The sequence below is a fragment of the Halopenitus salinus genome (genome assembly GCF_042662125.1).
GTDB lineage: Archaea > Halobacteriota > Halobacteria > Halobacteriales > Haloferacaceae > Halopenitus > Halopenitus salinus.
This window is the reverse complement of record NZ_JBHSXL010000003.1, coordinates 1-14105: the sequence shown is the minus strand read 5'-3', so window position 1 is coordinate 14105 and position 14105 is coordinate 1. Positions and strand designations below refer to the sequence as shown.

The 14105-nt window shown below is 68.1% G+C and carries 13 protein-coding genes, 2 tRNA genes and 1 rRNA gene; 7 read left to right on the top strand and 9 right to left on the bottom strand.

The annotated features are described in order from the left end of the window. Nucleotides 1-113 precede the first annotated feature (113 nt). The 4 genes from ACFQE9_RS02865 (at nucleotide 114) to ACFQE9_RS02850 (ending at nucleotide 3368) form a co-directional block, all read left to right on the top strand. On the top strand, nucleotides 114-266 hold the full coding sequence (locus ACFQE9_RS02865; RefSeq protein WP_379740012.1) for a hypothetical protein: 153 nt from the start codon (nucleotides 114-116) through the stop codon (nucleotides 264-266). A gap of 6 nt (nucleotides 267-272) precedes the next feature. Then, nucleotides 273-815 carry a cupredoxin domain-containing protein gene (locus ACFQE9_RS02860; RefSeq protein WP_379740009.1) on the top strand — a complete coding sequence of 181 codons (543 nt, stop codon included), beginning with the start codon at nucleotides 273-275 and terminating at the stop codon, nucleotides 813-815. A gap of 2 nt (nucleotides 816-817) precedes the next feature. Further along, nucleotides 818-2545: a cytochrome c oxidase subunit I gene (locus ACFQE9_RS02855; protein ID WP_379740006.1), complete on the top strand. Its 1728-nt coding sequence runs from the start codon at nucleotides 818-820 to the stop codon at nucleotides 2543-2545. A gap of 118 nt (nucleotides 2546-2663) precedes the next feature. Next, nucleotides 2664-3368, top strand: a complete 705-nt coding sequence (locus ACFQE9_RS02850) for a hypothetical protein (RefSeq protein WP_379740003.1) — start codon at nucleotides 2664-2666, stop codon at nucleotides 3366-3368. 3 nt (nucleotides 3369-3371) lie between these two features. Here the strand turns inward: ACFQE9_RS02850 and ACFQE9_RS02845 are convergent, their stop codons facing one another. The 3 genes from ACFQE9_RS02845 to ACFQE9_RS02835 form a co-directional block, all read right to left on the bottom strand. Then, complete coding sequence (locus tag ACFQE9_RS02845) at nucleotides 3372-3629, bottom strand: hypothetical protein (RefSeq protein ID WP_379740000.1); 258 nt, start codon at nucleotides 3627-3629, stop codon at nucleotides 3372-3374. A gap of 142 nt (nucleotides 3630-3771) precedes the next feature. Further along, a complete protein-coding gene (gene cyoE, locus ACFQE9_RS02840; RefSeq protein WP_379739997.1) occupies nucleotides 3772-5283 on the bottom strand; it encodes a heme o synthase in 1512 nt (503 codons plus the stop codon). A 3-nt stretch (nucleotides 5284-5286) separates the two neighbouring features. After that, complete coding sequence (locus ACFQE9_RS02835) at nucleotides 5287-6378, bottom strand: radical SAM protein (RefSeq protein ID WP_379739994.1); 1092 nt, start codon at nucleotides 6376-6378, stop codon at nucleotides 5287-5289. Between the two features lie 120 nt (nucleotides 6379-6498). On the opposite strand from ACFQE9_RS02835, the gene ACFQE9_RS02830 reads away from it, so the two are divergent. Together ACFQE9_RS02830 and ACFQE9_RS02825 are read left to right on the top strand one after the other, a co-directional pair. Then, entirely contained in the window at nucleotides 6499-6882 is a 384-nt protein-coding gene (locus tag ACFQE9_RS02830; RefSeq protein WP_379739991.1) for an Htur_1727 family rSAM-partnered candidate RiPP, read from the top strand. Continuing rightward, nucleotides 6879-8084 (top strand): TIGR04347 family pseudo-SAM/SPASM protein, encoded by a 1206-nt coding sequence (locus tag ACFQE9_RS02825; RefSeq protein WP_379739988.1) that lies wholly within the window; start codon nucleotides 6879-6881, stop codon nucleotides 8082-8084. Before ACFQE9_RS02830 ends, ACFQE9_RS02825 begins: the two co-directional genes overlap by 4 nt. 13 nt (nucleotides 8085-8097) lie before the next feature. Here ACFQE9_RS02825 and ACFQE9_RS02820 read toward each other — a convergent pair whose 3' ends face one another. From ACFQE9_RS02820 to ACFQE9_RS02795, 6 genes are all read right to left on the bottom strand, one after another. Further along, on the bottom strand, nucleotides 8098-9342 hold the full coding sequence (locus ACFQE9_RS02820; RefSeq protein WP_379739985.1) for a hypothetical protein: 1245 nt from the start codon (nucleotides 9340-9342) through the stop codon (nucleotides 8098-8100). 124 nt (nucleotides 9343-9466) lie between these two features. Then, nucleotides 9467-9541 (bottom strand) — tRNA-Glu (locus ACFQE9_RS02815). Nucleotides 9542-9704: 163 nt separating this feature from the next. After that, nucleotides 9705-9778: transfer RNA gene (locus ACFQE9_RS02810), tRNA-Tyr, on the bottom strand. Nucleotides 9779-9938: 160 nt separating this feature from the next. Then, complete coding sequence (locus ACFQE9_RS02805) at nucleotides 9939-11795, bottom strand: DEAD/DEAH box helicase (protein ID WP_379739982.1); 1857 nt, start codon at nucleotides 11793-11795, stop codon at nucleotides 9939-9941. A gap of 78 nt (nucleotides 11796-11873) precedes the next feature. Next, nucleotides 11874-12584: a hypothetical protein gene (locus ACFQE9_RS02800; protein ID WP_379739979.1), complete on the bottom strand. Its 711-nt coding sequence runs from the start codon at nucleotides 12582-12584 to the stop codon at nucleotides 11874-11876. A gap of 56 nt (nucleotides 12585-12640) precedes the next feature. Further along, nucleotides 12641-13201, bottom strand: a complete 561-nt coding sequence (locus tag ACFQE9_RS02795) for a TATA-box-binding protein (protein ID WP_379739976.1) — start codon at nucleotides 13199-13201, stop codon at nucleotides 12641-12643. 717 nt (nucleotides 13202-13918) lie between these two features. On the opposite strand from ACFQE9_RS02795, the gene ACFQE9_RS02790 reads away from it, so the two are divergent. Then, nucleotides 13919-14105, top strand: a 16S ribosomal RNA gene (locus tag ACFQE9_RS02790); the annotation flags it as partial.

The window sequence follows — 14105 nt, the reverse complement described above, 5'->3', positions numbered from 1 at the left end:
ACCGGTCTTGACCGGGCCGACGCTCGCGGCGGTGACCGTCTCGTCGGCCGCGTCGAACATGTGCGCGATAACCACCAGTGCCCTCCGGATGCAACCTTCGGCGTGAGCGACACATGAGCACGAACGAATCACGGAGTTCCACGACGCCGTTCATGCAACGGCTCTACGACCGCATCTGGCTGCTCGCCGCGGCGGCGTTCGTCTTCTTCCTCGTCGCCTACGTGGGCTGGGGCGTCCTGGACGTTCTATCGCTTCCCGCGAGGTGATCACGCATGCCAGCACCCATGGACCCGCCGGAGGGCAACTGGTGGGACGAACCGGTGAACAGACGCGAGACGATCTGGCTCGGGATCGCGGGCGCGTGGTCGATCGCGATCTTCGGGTGGATGAGCGGCTTCACCCGCTTCGGCGACCAGAACCCGATCGGCGAGACCTACGAGGTCGATCCGGACGCCTACCGCGACCGCGTTCAGGAGTACAAGGAGGCGGCCGAGGAGCGCGAGGAGGGGATCGTTCCCCCCGGCGACTCCCTGTACGTCGGCGCGATGCGGTTCAACTGGGACGGGCTCCCGGCGATCATCGAGGCCGGCCGTGAGTACGACGTCCACCTCGGGGCCTACGACGTCCAACACGGCTTCTCGATCCGGCCGGAGGACACCCTGAGCAAGCAGATCAACCTCCAGGTGTTCCCGGGCAACGAGTGGGTCATCCCGATGACGTTCGACGAGCCCGGGACCTACCACGTCATCTGCAACGAGTTCTGCGGGCAGGGTCACCGAACGATGCACGGCAAACTGATCGTGGAGGAACCCTGATCATGTACGCGCGCCTACGCTCGCTTTTCGACAACGACTACGGCGACGACGGGTTCCGGAGCTGTTCGGTCACCGGCCTCGACGTGCATCGGTCGGTCGAAAACCACGTGAAGCTGTTCGCGGTCACCGCCGTGATCGCGTTGATCGTCGGCGGAACCTTCGCGTTCACCGTGGCCACGACGCGCTGGGAGGTGATCGGGCTGCTCGAGCCCGGACAGTTCTACACCCACCTGAGCCTCCACGCGTGGAACCTGCTCATCTTCTGGATGGTGTTCATGGAGATCGCCATCCTCTACGTTGGCGGCCCCATGGTGCTCGGGCGGCGGCTCCCCTACACGGCGATCGCGAAGGCGGGCTGGGCGATCATGGTCGCCGGCGCTTTGGGGGTGAACCTCTCGATCTGGTTTTCGGGACCGACCGAGGCGGCGCCGCTTTTGACCGCCTACGTCCCGCTTCCGGTCTCGCCGGCGTTCTACGCGACCGCGATCGTCTTCCTGCTCGGCGCGACGATCGCCGCCGTGCCCTTCTTCGTCTCCATCTGGCGTGAGAAGCGCCTCGGCGAGACGGGGACGCTTCCGCTCGTGGCGTTCGGCGCGTTCGTCACATCGATCATCGCCGTGGAGGCGATCCTCGGCGGGATCGCGGCGTTCGGATACGCGCTCGTCTGGCGCGTCGGACTGATCGACGGCGTGAACGTCGGCATCTACAGACAGCTCTACTGGATCGTCGGCCACGGAACCCAACAGATCAACCTGCTCGCGATGGTTACCGTCTGGTACTTCCTCACCCACGTGGTCGGCGGCGCCGTCGTCGTCTCCGAGAAGGTCTCGCGGTCGGCGTTCATCCTCTATCTGTTCTTCATCAACCTCGGGGCCGCCCACCACCTGATGGTCGACCCCGGTCTCTCGGTCGGCTGGCGGATCTGGAACACCTCCTACGCGTTCTACGGCGCGGCCTTCGCGAGCATGATCCACGCGTTCGCGATCCCGGCGGGCATCGAGGCCGGTCGCCGCCAGCGCGGGCTCGGCGGCGGGCTCTTCGGCTGGCTCACCTCCGCGCCCTGGCGTAACCCCGCCTTCTCCGCGACCGTCTTCAGCATCATCCTCTTCGGCTTCCTCGGGGGGATCACGGGCGTCGTGATGGGCCAGATGCAGGTCAACATGACCTGGCACAACACCCTCGCGACCGTCGGCCACTTCCATGCGACCGTCGCGCTCGGGACGACCCTGACGTTCATGGGGCTCGTCCTGTTCGCGGTGAAGGTCATGTTCCGCCGCGAGTTCGTCTCCGACCGGCTCGCGTCGCTCGTGCCGTACGCCTACGCCGGGACGATGAGCGTCGCCACGCTCATGTTGATGTACGCGGGCATCCTCTACGGCGTCCCCCGCCGGACCGCGGAGGTCGTCGAGAACATCCCCGGCACCTCCTTCAACCTCTCGGCGGCCGCGCCGCTTTTCGTGATCTTCGGCGTCTTCGCGATCCTGGCGATCGTCTCCGGCGTCCTGTTCGTCCTCGTCACGGTGGGATCCCTGCTGTTCGGCAGCGACAACTCCGACGGCGACCTCACGGACCTCCACGCGGAGGGCGGGCTCGCTCCCGACGGCGGGTCGGTCCACGTCGTCGAGCTCCGCGGGACGTTCGCCCTCTGTCTCGTGTTCATGGCCGTCTTCGTCGCCTCCTACGCGCTCAACTGGTACCTGCTCACGCAGCTGTGGTCGATCGGCGCCTAGCCGGCGTCGATCGACGCCCTCCGAGAACCGCCGGCGAACCGACCGACGTAATCGACCGACATCGCCCATCGACACCACCGATCAAACCGACCCACCCACACACGTACACCACCGACACATGTCATTCACATCGTCCGTCTCGAACCCGGTAACCACGATCGGCCACGCGCTCCGGGGCGTCTGGCGCGACCTGTTGAGCGTCTACTGCGCCAACACGCCGACCTGGCGCTGGCTGAAGAGCGGGACGCTCGTCGTCTTCGGCTTCTTCCTGTGGACGGGATCGAGCGTCCTCTCGTCGTACCGCCCCGACTGGGGATTCCTCTCGTACACCATGGCCTACGGCTTCGTCGTCATCGCGTGGGGGCCCTTCACCCACCTCGTCGTCGTTCCAACGGTGATACGGCTTCGGCGTACCGCGGAGCATCCGGCCGTCAGAACGCTCGTTCGACACGGATCGAAGCTGAACTTCGGGACGTTCCTGCTCGTCGTGGTCGTGCTCGGGACGTTCACCCCCGGCGTCATGGCCCTCGACTACTCGAGTCCCCTCTCCGGCGGCGACAGCCCCGACGCCGGCGCCGACGTGATCTGTGAGACCAGCACCGACGGGGAGACGATCGCGTGCCACCTCGAGAACGTGGAGGGCACGGACCACGTCGTCGTCCGCTCGGGCGGCGAGAACCTCCGAACGCTCGAGGAGCCGCCCTACGCCTTCGAGTTGCGTCGCGACGAGCTCACCGCCTCGACGACGGGCGAGCAGTTCGTCGTCGAGCTGCGCGACGAGAACGGGGAGACGCTCCGACGGTACATCCGAACGCCCGCGTGACCCTCACGGGTTCCCGTTCTGGTTGCTCCGGCCCGGACCGTTCTCGCCGAAGTCGCTCCCGTCCGCGACCGTTTCGCGATACGCGCGAGCCACGAGCCACCAGAAGTGGATCGTCGGCGGCACGACCACGACGAGGGCGGCGAGCCAGGCGCCCGTGACGTAGAGGTAGAGGCCCCAGAGGGTCAAACAGAACAGCCCGAGTCGGACGATCCCGGACAGGACCTGTTTCGAGTACGCGAACAGGACGATCGGCGTCGGCATACGTGGCGGTCCGGTTCGTGAGGAATAAAGCTTCTCAGCCGAACGTGCTCGGTCGATCGTTTATGTTCCCTTTCCTCCCTTCCTCTCTTTCGCTTCAACCGATCGGCTCGAACGAGGCCGCCATCCCCATGCCGTCGTCGCCTCAGCCGACGAGCAGCGCCTCGAGGAGCACCGCCGCGAGGACGGCGCCGAGGTACGCGTTCGACGCGTGGAAGGTTCGGTAGGCCGCGCGGTCGGTCCCGCGCTCGTACTGGCGGACGATCGACCGCAGGAAGACGGCGGCGGCGACGGTCGTCACGACCGCATAGAGGACGCCGAGGTCGGCGACGACGCCGAGGAGGACGGTCGCGACGAGCGTGCCGCCGAGCCAGTAGCACGTCCGCCGACGGGTGGTCGAAACGCCCGCGACGACGGGCAACATGGGGTATCCGCCGGCGGCGTAGTCCTCGCGATAGGCGATGGCGAGGTTGTAGAAGTGCGCCGGGGTCCACGCCACGACGAGCGCCGTGAGAACGATCGCCGGAATCCCGATCGATCCGGTCACGGCCGCCCAGCCGATGAGCGCCGGGAGAGCGCCAGACCCGCCGCCGATGGCCGTGTTCCAGCGCGTGTTCGGCTTCAACACGACCGTGTAGACGACCGAGTAGTAGACGATCGCCGCCGCGGTCAACAGGGTCGCGAGGGGCGTGGCGTACGTCCAGAGCACGACCAACGAGAGCGCGGCCAACGCGACGCCGAACGCCGCCGCCCGGCGGACCGGGACCCGAGCCGTCGCGACCGGCCGGTCCGCGGTCCGGTCCATCCGTCGATCACGGTCGTGTTCGAACACGTGGTTGAACGTTCCCGACGCGCCGATCGCCAACACGCCGCCCGCGAGCGTCGCGACCACCGTGATCCCGTGGAGGGTGACGTTCGCGGTCGCCGCTCCCGCGGCGGCCCCTCCGCCCCCCGACGTCGGAGCCGCGATCCGCGCGAGCGCCATCCCCGCGAGCGCGAGGAGACAAAGCAGCCACATCAGTCGCGGCTTCGTCAACGCCGCGTAGGCGCGGACGCGATCGCGAACCCGTTCGCCGGATCCGCTTCGTTCCGGGGATTCGACCCCGTCGCCGTCGAGTCCGTCGACCGATTTCCCGCCGCGATCCCCCTCGAACGGTTCGTCGTCGATCCCGGCTACGGCTTCCGCGCCGGCACCGTCGCTCGCGGCCACCTCCCGATCGAGGTGGCGGACCAACGAGAGCAGCAGCGTCGCGAAGACGAGGACGGCGCCGAGCAGGTGGAACTCACCGACGTCGCTCGCCCCGCCGATCCGGCCGACGAGTCCGGCCGTTCCCTGACCGAGATAGAGGAGCGTTCCCCCCGCCAGTCCTACGGTCACCCACCGATCGTGGCCCCCGAGCCACGACCGGACGGCGGTGACCGCCACGAGCAGCCACCCCGCCGCGGCGGCGACGTAGTGTCCCCACGCGAGCGGGGTCGCTCCCGACGCGGCGGCCGTCATCGCGCCGAGCGCGAACAGCAGGTAGGTGGCGACGACCGTCGCCGTCAACTGCGTGGTGAACCGTGGCGAGCGCATGTCGATCGGTTGGCGCCGCCGCTCCCCGAGGGTTCCCCCGAACGTGTTCGCCGCCGCCCGACGCTCGCCCGTTCCGGCCACCCGTCAGTCAGCCGAGCCGGGGGTTCCCGTCGGTTCGGCTATCGTCTCCGGTAGCGGGCCGTCGTACCCCTCGGGCACGTACGGGCAAAGCGGGTCGCTCTCCAGCGGGTCGCCGGTCGCCGCGTACGCGCGCGATCGACTTCCCCCGCAGACCTGGCGGAACTCGCAGGCGCCGCACTTCCCGCGGTAGCCGTCCGGATCGCGCAGGGACTCGAAGAGATCCGCGTTCCGGTAGACGTCGACGACCGAGCGCTCGCGGACGTTGCCGGCGGACTCGGGGAGGAACCCGGATGGGTACACCTCGCCGGTGTGGCTCACGAACGCGAACCCGCGCCCCGCGGTGATTCCCGCGCGCCGTCTCGGGGCGGCGGCCTCGCCGTCGGACTGGAGCTCGACGCGTCTGTAGAAGGGCGCCTCGGTCGTCTTCACGCCGAACCGCTCCTCGCTCGCCACCTCGGAGAGCCACTCCATCACCGCCTCGGCGCGCTCCGGGGATATCGGATCGAGGACGCGCCCCCGACCGACGGGCACGAGGAAGAAGACGCTCCAGAGGACGGCGCCGAGCTCCCGGACGCGGTCGCGGATCGCCGGCAGCTCCCCGACGGTGTCCGCACAGACCGTCGTGTTGATCTGCAGCGGAACCCCCTCGTCGGCGGCGGCCTCCGCGGCCGCCACCGTGTCCGCGAAGCTCGCCTCGCCGCGGAAGGCGTCGTGGCTCTCCGCCGTCGCCCCGTCGAGGCTCAACGCCATCCGTCGGACCCCGGCGTCCGCGAGGTCGCCCACCCGCTCCGGCGTCAGAGACCGGGTCCCGCTCGGCGTGATCGTCATCCGGAGGCCGAGATCGTCGCCGTAGGAGACGAGTTCGAGCAGGTCATCGCGTGCGAGCGGGTCGCCCCCCGAGAGCACGACGAGCTGTCCCTCCCCGAAGGACGCGGCGTCCTCGAGGAGCGCCTTCCCCTCCGCGGTGGAGAGCTCCTCGGGGTGGCGAGCCGGTTGCGCGTCGGCCCGACAGTGTCTGCAGGCGAGCTCGCACGCCTGGGTGACCTCCCAGATGAGCACCACCGGCCGCCGGTCGGTGTCGATGTCCTCGAACATTCCCTGTTCGACGGTGGGACCTCGATCCGCTTTTCTCCTCGACCGAACACGTTCGCACGGCGTTTTCACCGCGTGATAGCGGTCGAAATCGGGTTCATGGATCGCCGTCAACCGTCCGCCATGGTCGAGAAAGCGAACCGATCGTCGGAGGCGAGCCCGCGGGCGACCACCGAGCGTCGCTGGGAGGTGTTCGTCCGCGAGGAGGTCGACGACCCGCTATCACACGTCGGGACGATCGCCGCTCCCGCTCCCGACGTCGCACGCGAGGAGGCGAGCAAGCTGTTCGCGTGGTACGCCCGGGACCTGTGGGTGTGTCCGGCCGACGAGACACATCGCTACTCGACGTACACCCTCGGGGAGGGCGCAAGCGGGGACGCGGACGACGGCACGGACGAACGCGAGGGGCGGGGCGGGTCCGGCGGCACGGACGACGCGTCCGCTTGCGAGCCTCGCGTCTACGAGGAGACGGAGGGCACGCCGGAGGTCGGGGGAAGCCCCGAATGATCTCGATCAGCAAGCTCCTCTGTGGCCTCGACGCCGAGAGCGACGGGCTCCGGTACGACGCCGCCGAGGAGTCGGCGGTGCCACAGATCACGGAGCGCAAACAGCTCCGGCCGGTCGTGGTCTGGAACACCACGAAGCGGTGTAACCTCTACTGTGACCACTGTTACGCCTCGGCCGACACCGACGGTGCGCCCGGCGAACTCTCCACCGCGGAGGGGAAGGCGCTCCTCGACCAGCTCGCCGACTTCGGCGTCCCGGTCGTGTTGTTCTCCGGCGGCGAGCCGCTCGTTCGCGACGACCTGCCGGAGCTCGTCTCCCACGCCGCCGATCGCGGGCTCCGACCGGTCCTCTCGACCAACGGAACGCTCCTTACGGAGGAGTCCGCTGCGACGCTCCGGGACGCGGGCCTGCAGTACGCCGGCGTCTCCGTTGACGGGCTCCCGGAGCGCAACGACGCCTTCCGCGGCAAGGAGGGCGCCTTCGACGCCGCGATCCGCGGGATCGAGGCCTGCCTCGACGCCGGGTTGAAGACGGGACTTCGATACACGATCACGGACCGCAACGCCGCCGATCTCGAGGGCGTCATCGATCTCCTGACCGACGTCGGCGTCGACCGGTTCTGCTTCTACCACCTCGATTACGGCGGGCGCGGCAAGGGGATCGTCGACGCCGATCTCTCCCCGGCCGAAAAGCGCGACGCGGTCCGCAGGCTCTTCGATCTCACCCGCGAGTACCACGCGAACGGCGAGGAGATCGAGACGCTCCTCGTCGGCAACTACGCCGACGCGGCCTACCTGATCGAGTACGCCCGCCGCGAACTCGGTCCCGAAGCCGCCTCACGGATCCGGACGTACCTCGAGCGGAACGGCGGGGATCCCGCCGGCGAGCGGATCGCCGACGTCGACCCGGTCGGGAACGTCCACCTCACCCAGTTCTGGCAGGGATACAGCCCCGGAAACGTCCGCGATCGCCCGTTCGGTGCCATCTGGCGGGACGCGCACAACCCCCTCCTCGAGGCGCTTTACGACCGCGACTCCCGTCTCACCGGGCGGTGTCACGAGTGTCAATATCGCGATGTCTGCCGCGGCGGCTCGCGGCTTCGAGCGTTGACCGTCCACGAGGACCTCTTCGCGCCCGACCCGCAGTGTTACCTCACCGATTCCGAGATCGACTCGACTGCCGACGCGAACCCGGCCGATTGATCGGGAGTCGTTCTCACACCGGGTGGCGAAGCTTCCAGACGTCGGATTCGGGATCGAGGTTCGACGGCTCGGCCCCTCGCTCGGTCAGTATTCCGGTGTGATAGAGGATCGCCTTCAGCTGGAAGACGGTCGGGGAGTGGTACACCTCGCCGTCCGTCGCCGCCTCGCGTCGGAGATCGCCGTCAGGGGAGAGCACTCGACTCCGGGCGTCGTCGGTCCCGCGGACGAACAGCTCGATCGCGAACGAGGGGTGCAGCTCGTGGAGGTACACGAGGAGGTCGACGAGGGAGGGCTCCGCGATCCCGTCCGCGTGCAGCCGCCGAAGCTCCTCCACGAGAAGTCGGGTGGCCGGGTACGCCCACACGACCCGGCGCGTCATCGCACCCCACCTCGGCGCGACATCGTGAAACCGCCGTCTGGATCCCTGCCAGTTCGCGAACGTCTTCAGGGCGGCGTCGACCGAGCCGTGTTCCTCCAGTGCGAACCGGACCACCTCCCGCCCCATCGGCGTGAGTTCGGGACCGTCCGGCCGCTCCTCGATGAGGCCGAGGAAGGCCGCCCCGCGTCGCGCGGCGTTCGTGGCTCCCACCACGCGCGCCTCGAGCATCGTTTCCGTGTCCGCCGGATGGTGGAGGGCCAGCGGATACGCCAGGTAGTTCTTCGGGTGGTTGAGCCCGAAGGACCGGTCGGTGACCCCCTGCGCGCTCGCTTGAAACCGGATGGCCGTCGTCTCCGTGGTGGTCCGGTTTCCGATCACCCGCGGAACCTCGAACGGCTCCACGGTGCCGCCGCTCTCGACGCCGAGGACGCCGACGTTCAGCTCCCGGGCCAGCGTCCGGCTCGATTGCGAGACGGCCGACGCCGGCGCCGTCACGTATGCCGCGTTCGCCTCGTGGAGCCGGTCGTACGCCTGTACGATCCCCCGCTCGACGTCGATGGATCCGTCCGCCGTGTATCCCTTCGCCTCGACGGCGACGAGCGGCGGTTGATCGCCCAGCCTGTCGACGGCCAGCAGCTCCTCGTCGAGCGTTCCGACCCCGACGAGGTCGGGGTAGCCGGTTCCGACCCGGACGTGGTTGAACGGCGAGAGGGCCTCCGAAATCGCGGGATCGATCCGCCGGTCGTCGATCCAGCGATCCGCCGAGAACTGCGTGTCCGCGACCGCGTAGGCGGACTCCTCGGCGTCCTCTCCGAAGAGCCGACGCTTCGTGTGCGCGAGGACGTGCGGCTCCGTGAGCTCGCGGGAGGCGCTGGCCATGTCCCGATCTCCGTCGACCGGAACATGAATCCACCGGCGAAACGCCCGCCGGTGGTGACCCTACTCCGTCGGCGGCGCCGACCCGTCGGTGCGGGTCGCTTTCGGTGGTGGACGCGTGTAGAAATGCTCCGACTGGGATTCGAACCCAGGTCATCGCCTCGAGAGGGCAATATGATTGGCCGGACTACACCATCGGAGCGTGTAGCGCGTTCGTCTCGAACGCATCCATCGGTATGCCGGAGTGAATTAAAACAGTTCCGTTTCACGCCTCCCGTGTGGCGCTTTGGCGTGTTCCGCGATCGCTCCATGCTACGCCTCCGGCGGTGCCGTGGCTCGGCACGCGACGTCGTCGAGAATCGGGATCCGGACTCCCCGATTTGAACGGGGGGCAAGCCGATCTACAGTCGGCTGCTCTACCAGGCTGAGCTAAGTCCGGTCGCGACCATAGGTAGGAGACGAGCCCAACTTAAGGGTTCTCTTTCGCGGCGTTCCCGTCCGTCGATGTGTGTCCGTTCGTCACCGACGCGTGCCCGTTCGACACGAGCGACGTGTGCCCGTTCGACGGTCCCGGGCACGTCCCGGATCGCCGCCCCCGTTCACTCCTCGGCGGTCGTCTCGCGGACCCGGATCCCCTTCCGTCCGAGGTGGTGCATCCGTCGTCTGGCGAACTCCTCCTCCCTCGATCCCCGCGTCGCGAGCACGTAGACGAGCGCCGATCCGGCGGGACGCATCGTCCGCCCGGCGCGCTGGGTACCCTGCCGTCGCGATCCGCCGAGCCCGGAGGCGACGACGGACAGTCCGGCGTTCGGCAGGTCGATCCCCTCGTCGCCGACCCGTGAGACGACGAGCACCCGCCGGTCGCCCTCCCGGAACGCCTCGAAGAGCCGCCGCCGCTCGTGATGTGGCGTCTCGCCGCTCACGAACGGCGCGTCGATCGCCTCCGCGATCGCAGCCCCCTGGTCGAGGTACTCGACGAAGACGAGCGCCTTGCGGTCGTCGTACCGCGAGAGGAGCGACCGTACCTCGTCGGTCTTCGCGGGGTTCTCGGCCGCCAGACGATATCTGTCGCGCCCGTCCGCGCTCGCGTACGCGTTGTGTGCATCGTCGTCGCGCCAGGGGACGTACCGGATCTCCACCTCTGGCTGTTGGACGAACCCGGCCTCGAACAGCGTGTCCCAGTCGGCGCCGATCGGCGGCCCGATGAGCGTGTAGATCTCCTCCTCGCTTCCGGTCTCGCGCACGGGCGTCGCGGAGAGGCCGAGCCGGTGTTTCGCCTGGAGGCTCGCCGACCGCGAGAAGACGGGACTGGGGATGTGGTGGGCCTCGTCGTAGACGATGAGCCCCCACTCCCGCGAGTCGAACAGGTGTCTGTGTGCGTCCATCCCGGCGGTCTGGTAGGTCGCGATCGTCACCGGGCGGATCGCCTTCTCTCCGCCGTGGTACTGCCCAATATCGTCCGGTTCCAGGTCCGAATGCGTCGAAAGCTCTGTGCGCCATTGCTCGGCGAGTTCGCGTGAGGGGACGAGGATCAAGGTCTCGCCGCCGACGGCCGCGATCGTCGCGATCGCCGCCACCGTCTTTCCCGACCCGGGCGGGCCGACGAACACGCCCGCCCGATTCTCGAGGAACGTCTCCACCCACTCGCGTTGGTACTCGCGAAGATCGGTCCCCATCTCGAGGTCGATCGGCTCGCCCGACTCCAGGTCGCGATCGTCCTCGACGGGGTAGCCGGCCTCGTAGAGCGCCCGCTTGATCGCGGCGATCGCGTCCTCGTTGACCCACGCCTCCGTCTCCGAGATGGGCGCCCGCAGGTGGTCGTCCTCGAGGTGGTCCTCGACGACGGTTCCCATCAGGCTCTCGGCGGCCGCCTCGAGGACGACGTATCCGTCCTCGTGGGTGACGAGCCGAAAGCGGTGGGCCCGCTTCCACTGGTCGGCCACCCACTCCTCGAGCGCCTCGTGTCGTCCCGAACAGACCGACCGGAGACTCGAGAGGAGCGCCTCGAGTTCCTCGAAGGGCGCGGCCCAGACGTCCTCCTCCCGGATCCGATAGAGATACCCGCGGGAGTCGGGCTCCCCCGCCGACGTATCGACCAGATGGGCGAACTGCGAGAGCCGCGCGCGGGTGTACTGCGTGGGTCGATCGACGACGATCTCCCGACGGTTCGCGAACACCACGACGCGCTCGCGTGCGGCCGGGTCGCGCCACTCCGCGGGGTAGAACACCGCCGCATCCGACTCGACGCTCGCACGGGCGAGCGCATCGTCCTCGACGCGCCGGTCCAGCGCCTCCCTCGCATCCGGTTCGGACAGGTCGGTCTCGCGGGCGATCTGACGGGGGGTGAGAACGGGACGTTCGGCCGCGAGCAACGCCTCGTAGAACTCCTCCATCGTGACGTTCGGGGCGTCCCCGGAGGGTACCCGACCGCCGTCGTCAGACTCTCCGGTATCCATCGACGGTACCACGGGAGCCGCGGGCAAATGCCTGCCGACTCCGGGGTCGTCGGGCGGGACGTGTCGGCCCTCGCGTTCTCACCGACACCGCCGGTTCCGCAGCGCCGATTTCGAGCGGAACCGTCCGCCGCAGTCCGTACAGACGACGGAGCGCTCCCCGGGCGCGGTGTGTACGTGGTGGTCCCCGACCGTGAACGGTCGGGAGACGTCCCGGGGACCGATCCGGTCGGGGATCTGGCTATCCCCGGCGTCGCTCAGGTCGCTCCGGAGACGGATCGTCTCGAGGTCAGTCGCGTCGAACCCCGGCGCGTGATCCGCGTCCTCCCGATCGGCGATCTCCGTCCAGCCCGTCACCACCACGGGCGACGGCGTCTCGGTGTCGCCGACCACGATCACGTATCGAATCCCGTCGATCACCGTCGCGAACCGCCAGCCGTCGCTCGTGTTCCAGCGAAGCTGTCCGGTCTCTATCGCCTCGTGGACGGCCTCGAAGGTGACGTACCGTCCGGGCTGTCCGATGCGCTCGAGAACGTGGTCGGTGAGCGCGTACGCTTCGGGGTCGCGGACCGGCGGATCGGCGATCGATCGTCGCGATGCCGACGGGCGCGATTCCGAGCGCGTGCGAGCGGACCCGTCCTCCTCGGACGAAAGTCGCGTCCGAACGGACCCGTGGTCCGTGCTCGTTCGGCGAGTCGATGCCGTGGAGGCGTCCCGCGCCGCGGTTGCGGGCTCCCGTGAGCCGACATCGGAAGCCTTGTCGGCTCCCGATCCGTATCGTCGGGTTGCCACTATCCCGGGGTTTGCGGTCCACTTACAAATGCGTTGTGGCGATCCGAAAACTCGCGCTACCCGAGCAGTCCCAGGTCCTCGATGCGGTCGACGATCTCCGCGACCGCGCCCTCGGCGTCGTCGGTGTGCTTCCCGCCCGTGATCACGATCTTCCCGCTGCCGAACAGGAGGATGACGACGTCCGGATCGTCCATCCGATAGACGAGCCCCGGAAACTGTTCTGGCTCGTACTCGACGTCCTCCAGGCCGAGCCCGATCGCGAGCGCGTTCAGGTTCAGGTTGTGACCGAGGTCGGCGCTCGAGACGATGTTCTGAACCGTGATCTCCGGGTCCTCCTCGACCGGAATGCTCAGATCGCGGAGCTTGCCGAAGATGATCCCGAGCGCCTCGTGGACGTCGTCGATGCTCTTTGCGCCCGTACAGACGATCTTCCCCGACCGGAAGATGAGCGCCGCCGCCTTCGGCTCCTGGGTCCGGTAGACGAGTCCGGGGAAGTTGTCCGGGTTGAAATCCGCACCCGGAAGGTCCTCGGCCAGCGCTTCCAGATCGAGCTCCTGCCCGATCCCCGTCGATGCCACCACGTTCTGAATCTCGATCGACTCTGCGGGGTTCGTCATCGTTCGCTTTTATATGCGGGCTCCCCCCTTATAAACGCCGGTGTTATAAAGAAACGCGAACCGAACCTCGGAATCAACGCGCGTACGGGCGCACGTATCCACACCCCTACCAGTCCAATGCGATCAGTACCGATCAATAATCGTCCTTCACGGGTCGTCAAGTATGTCCCTCCACGCGTTGTCGGGTCGGCGTCCGATCGCCGCCCGCGGCCGTGGTAGTGTGGTCCCATGAAAACGCCTGACGCAGCACGGATCGAACGACGGGGTTAAGTACTCACCTCCCATCGAATGGAATGCAACGGGCGAGCCCCCGACGGGGCACGCCCACCCGCCGTTCATCGGCGGGCGTTTCGGAACGACGCCCTTATCAAGGGTCGTCCACTCGGAACGTAATGCGACAACACGACCGCGAACTCGCCTCGTTCAACCCGAGGCGGTTTCGCCCCCGGACCCGAGCGGACCCGACGGGCTTATGCTCGTCGAGTCCCAACGCTCGGGTCCACCCCAATGAGGACGTCACCCCTGCGGTCCGCCGTAAGCCGACGTCTGATGTGAGCTCGATGGTCCGGTGTCATCCGGGACTGCCGGCGACACCGGACACGGACCATGCAATGAATGTAGACGATCGTATCACGACGATACGACGGTGATCGACGAGCAGCGCGCTCGTCCATCCCGCCACCCCCCTCGCGTGGGGAATCACACGCGAGGGCACCCATTCCGGTTGATCCTGCCGGAGGCCATTGCTATCGGGGTCCGATTTAGCCATGCTAGTCGTACGAGCTTAGACTCGTGGCATATAGCTCCGTAACACGTGGCCAAGCTACCCTTCGGAGACGCATACCCTCGGGAAACTGAGGCTAATTCGTCATCCGACTCCCCGGCTGGAATGCGGGGAGTCGCA

Bases quoted from the DNA above. Each gene is read 5' to 3' on its own strand.
- ACFQE9_RS02865 (WP_379740012.1), top strand. From the start codon at position 114: ATGAGCACGAACGAATCACGGAGTTCCACGACGCCGTTCATGCAACGG.
- ACFQE9_RS02860 (WP_379740009.1), top strand. From the start codon at position 273: ATGCCAGCACCCATGGACCCGCCGGAGGGCAACTGGTGGGACGAACCG.
- ACFQE9_RS02855 (WP_379740006.1), top strand. From the start codon at position 818: ATGTACGCGCGCCTACGCTCGCTTTTCGACAACGACTACGGCGACGAC.
- ACFQE9_RS02850 (WP_379740003.1), top strand. From the start codon at position 2,664: ATGTCATTCACATCGTCCGTCTCGAACCCGGTAACCACGATCGGCCAC.
- ACFQE9_RS02845 (WP_379740000.1), bottom strand. From the start codon at position 3,629: ATGCCGACGCCGATCGTCCTGTTCGCGTACTCGAAACAGGTCCTGTCC.
- ACFQE9_RS02835 (WP_379739994.1), bottom strand. From the start codon at position 6,378: ATGTTCGAGGACATCGACACCGACCGGCGGCCGGTGGTGCTCATCTGG.
- ACFQE9_RS02830 (WP_379739991.1), top strand. From the start codon at position 6,499: ATGGTCGAGAAAGCGAACCGATCGTCGGAGGCGAGCCCGCGGGCGACC.
- ACFQE9_RS02825 (WP_379739988.1), top strand. From the start codon at position 6,879: ATGATCTCGATCAGCAAGCTCCTCTGTGGCCTCGACGCCGAGAGCGAC.
- ACFQE9_RS02820 (WP_379739985.1), bottom strand. From the start codon at position 9,342: ATGGCCAGCGCCTCCCGCGAGCTCACGGAGCCGCACGTCCTCGCGCAC.
- ACFQE9_RS02805 (WP_379739982.1), bottom strand. From the start codon at position 11,795: ATGGATACCGGAGAGTCTGACGACGGCGGTCGGGTACCCTCCGGGGAC.
- ACFQE9_RS02795 (WP_379739976.1), bottom strand. From the start codon at position 13,201: ATGACGAACCCCGCAGAGTCGATCGAGATTCAGAACGTGGTGGCATCG.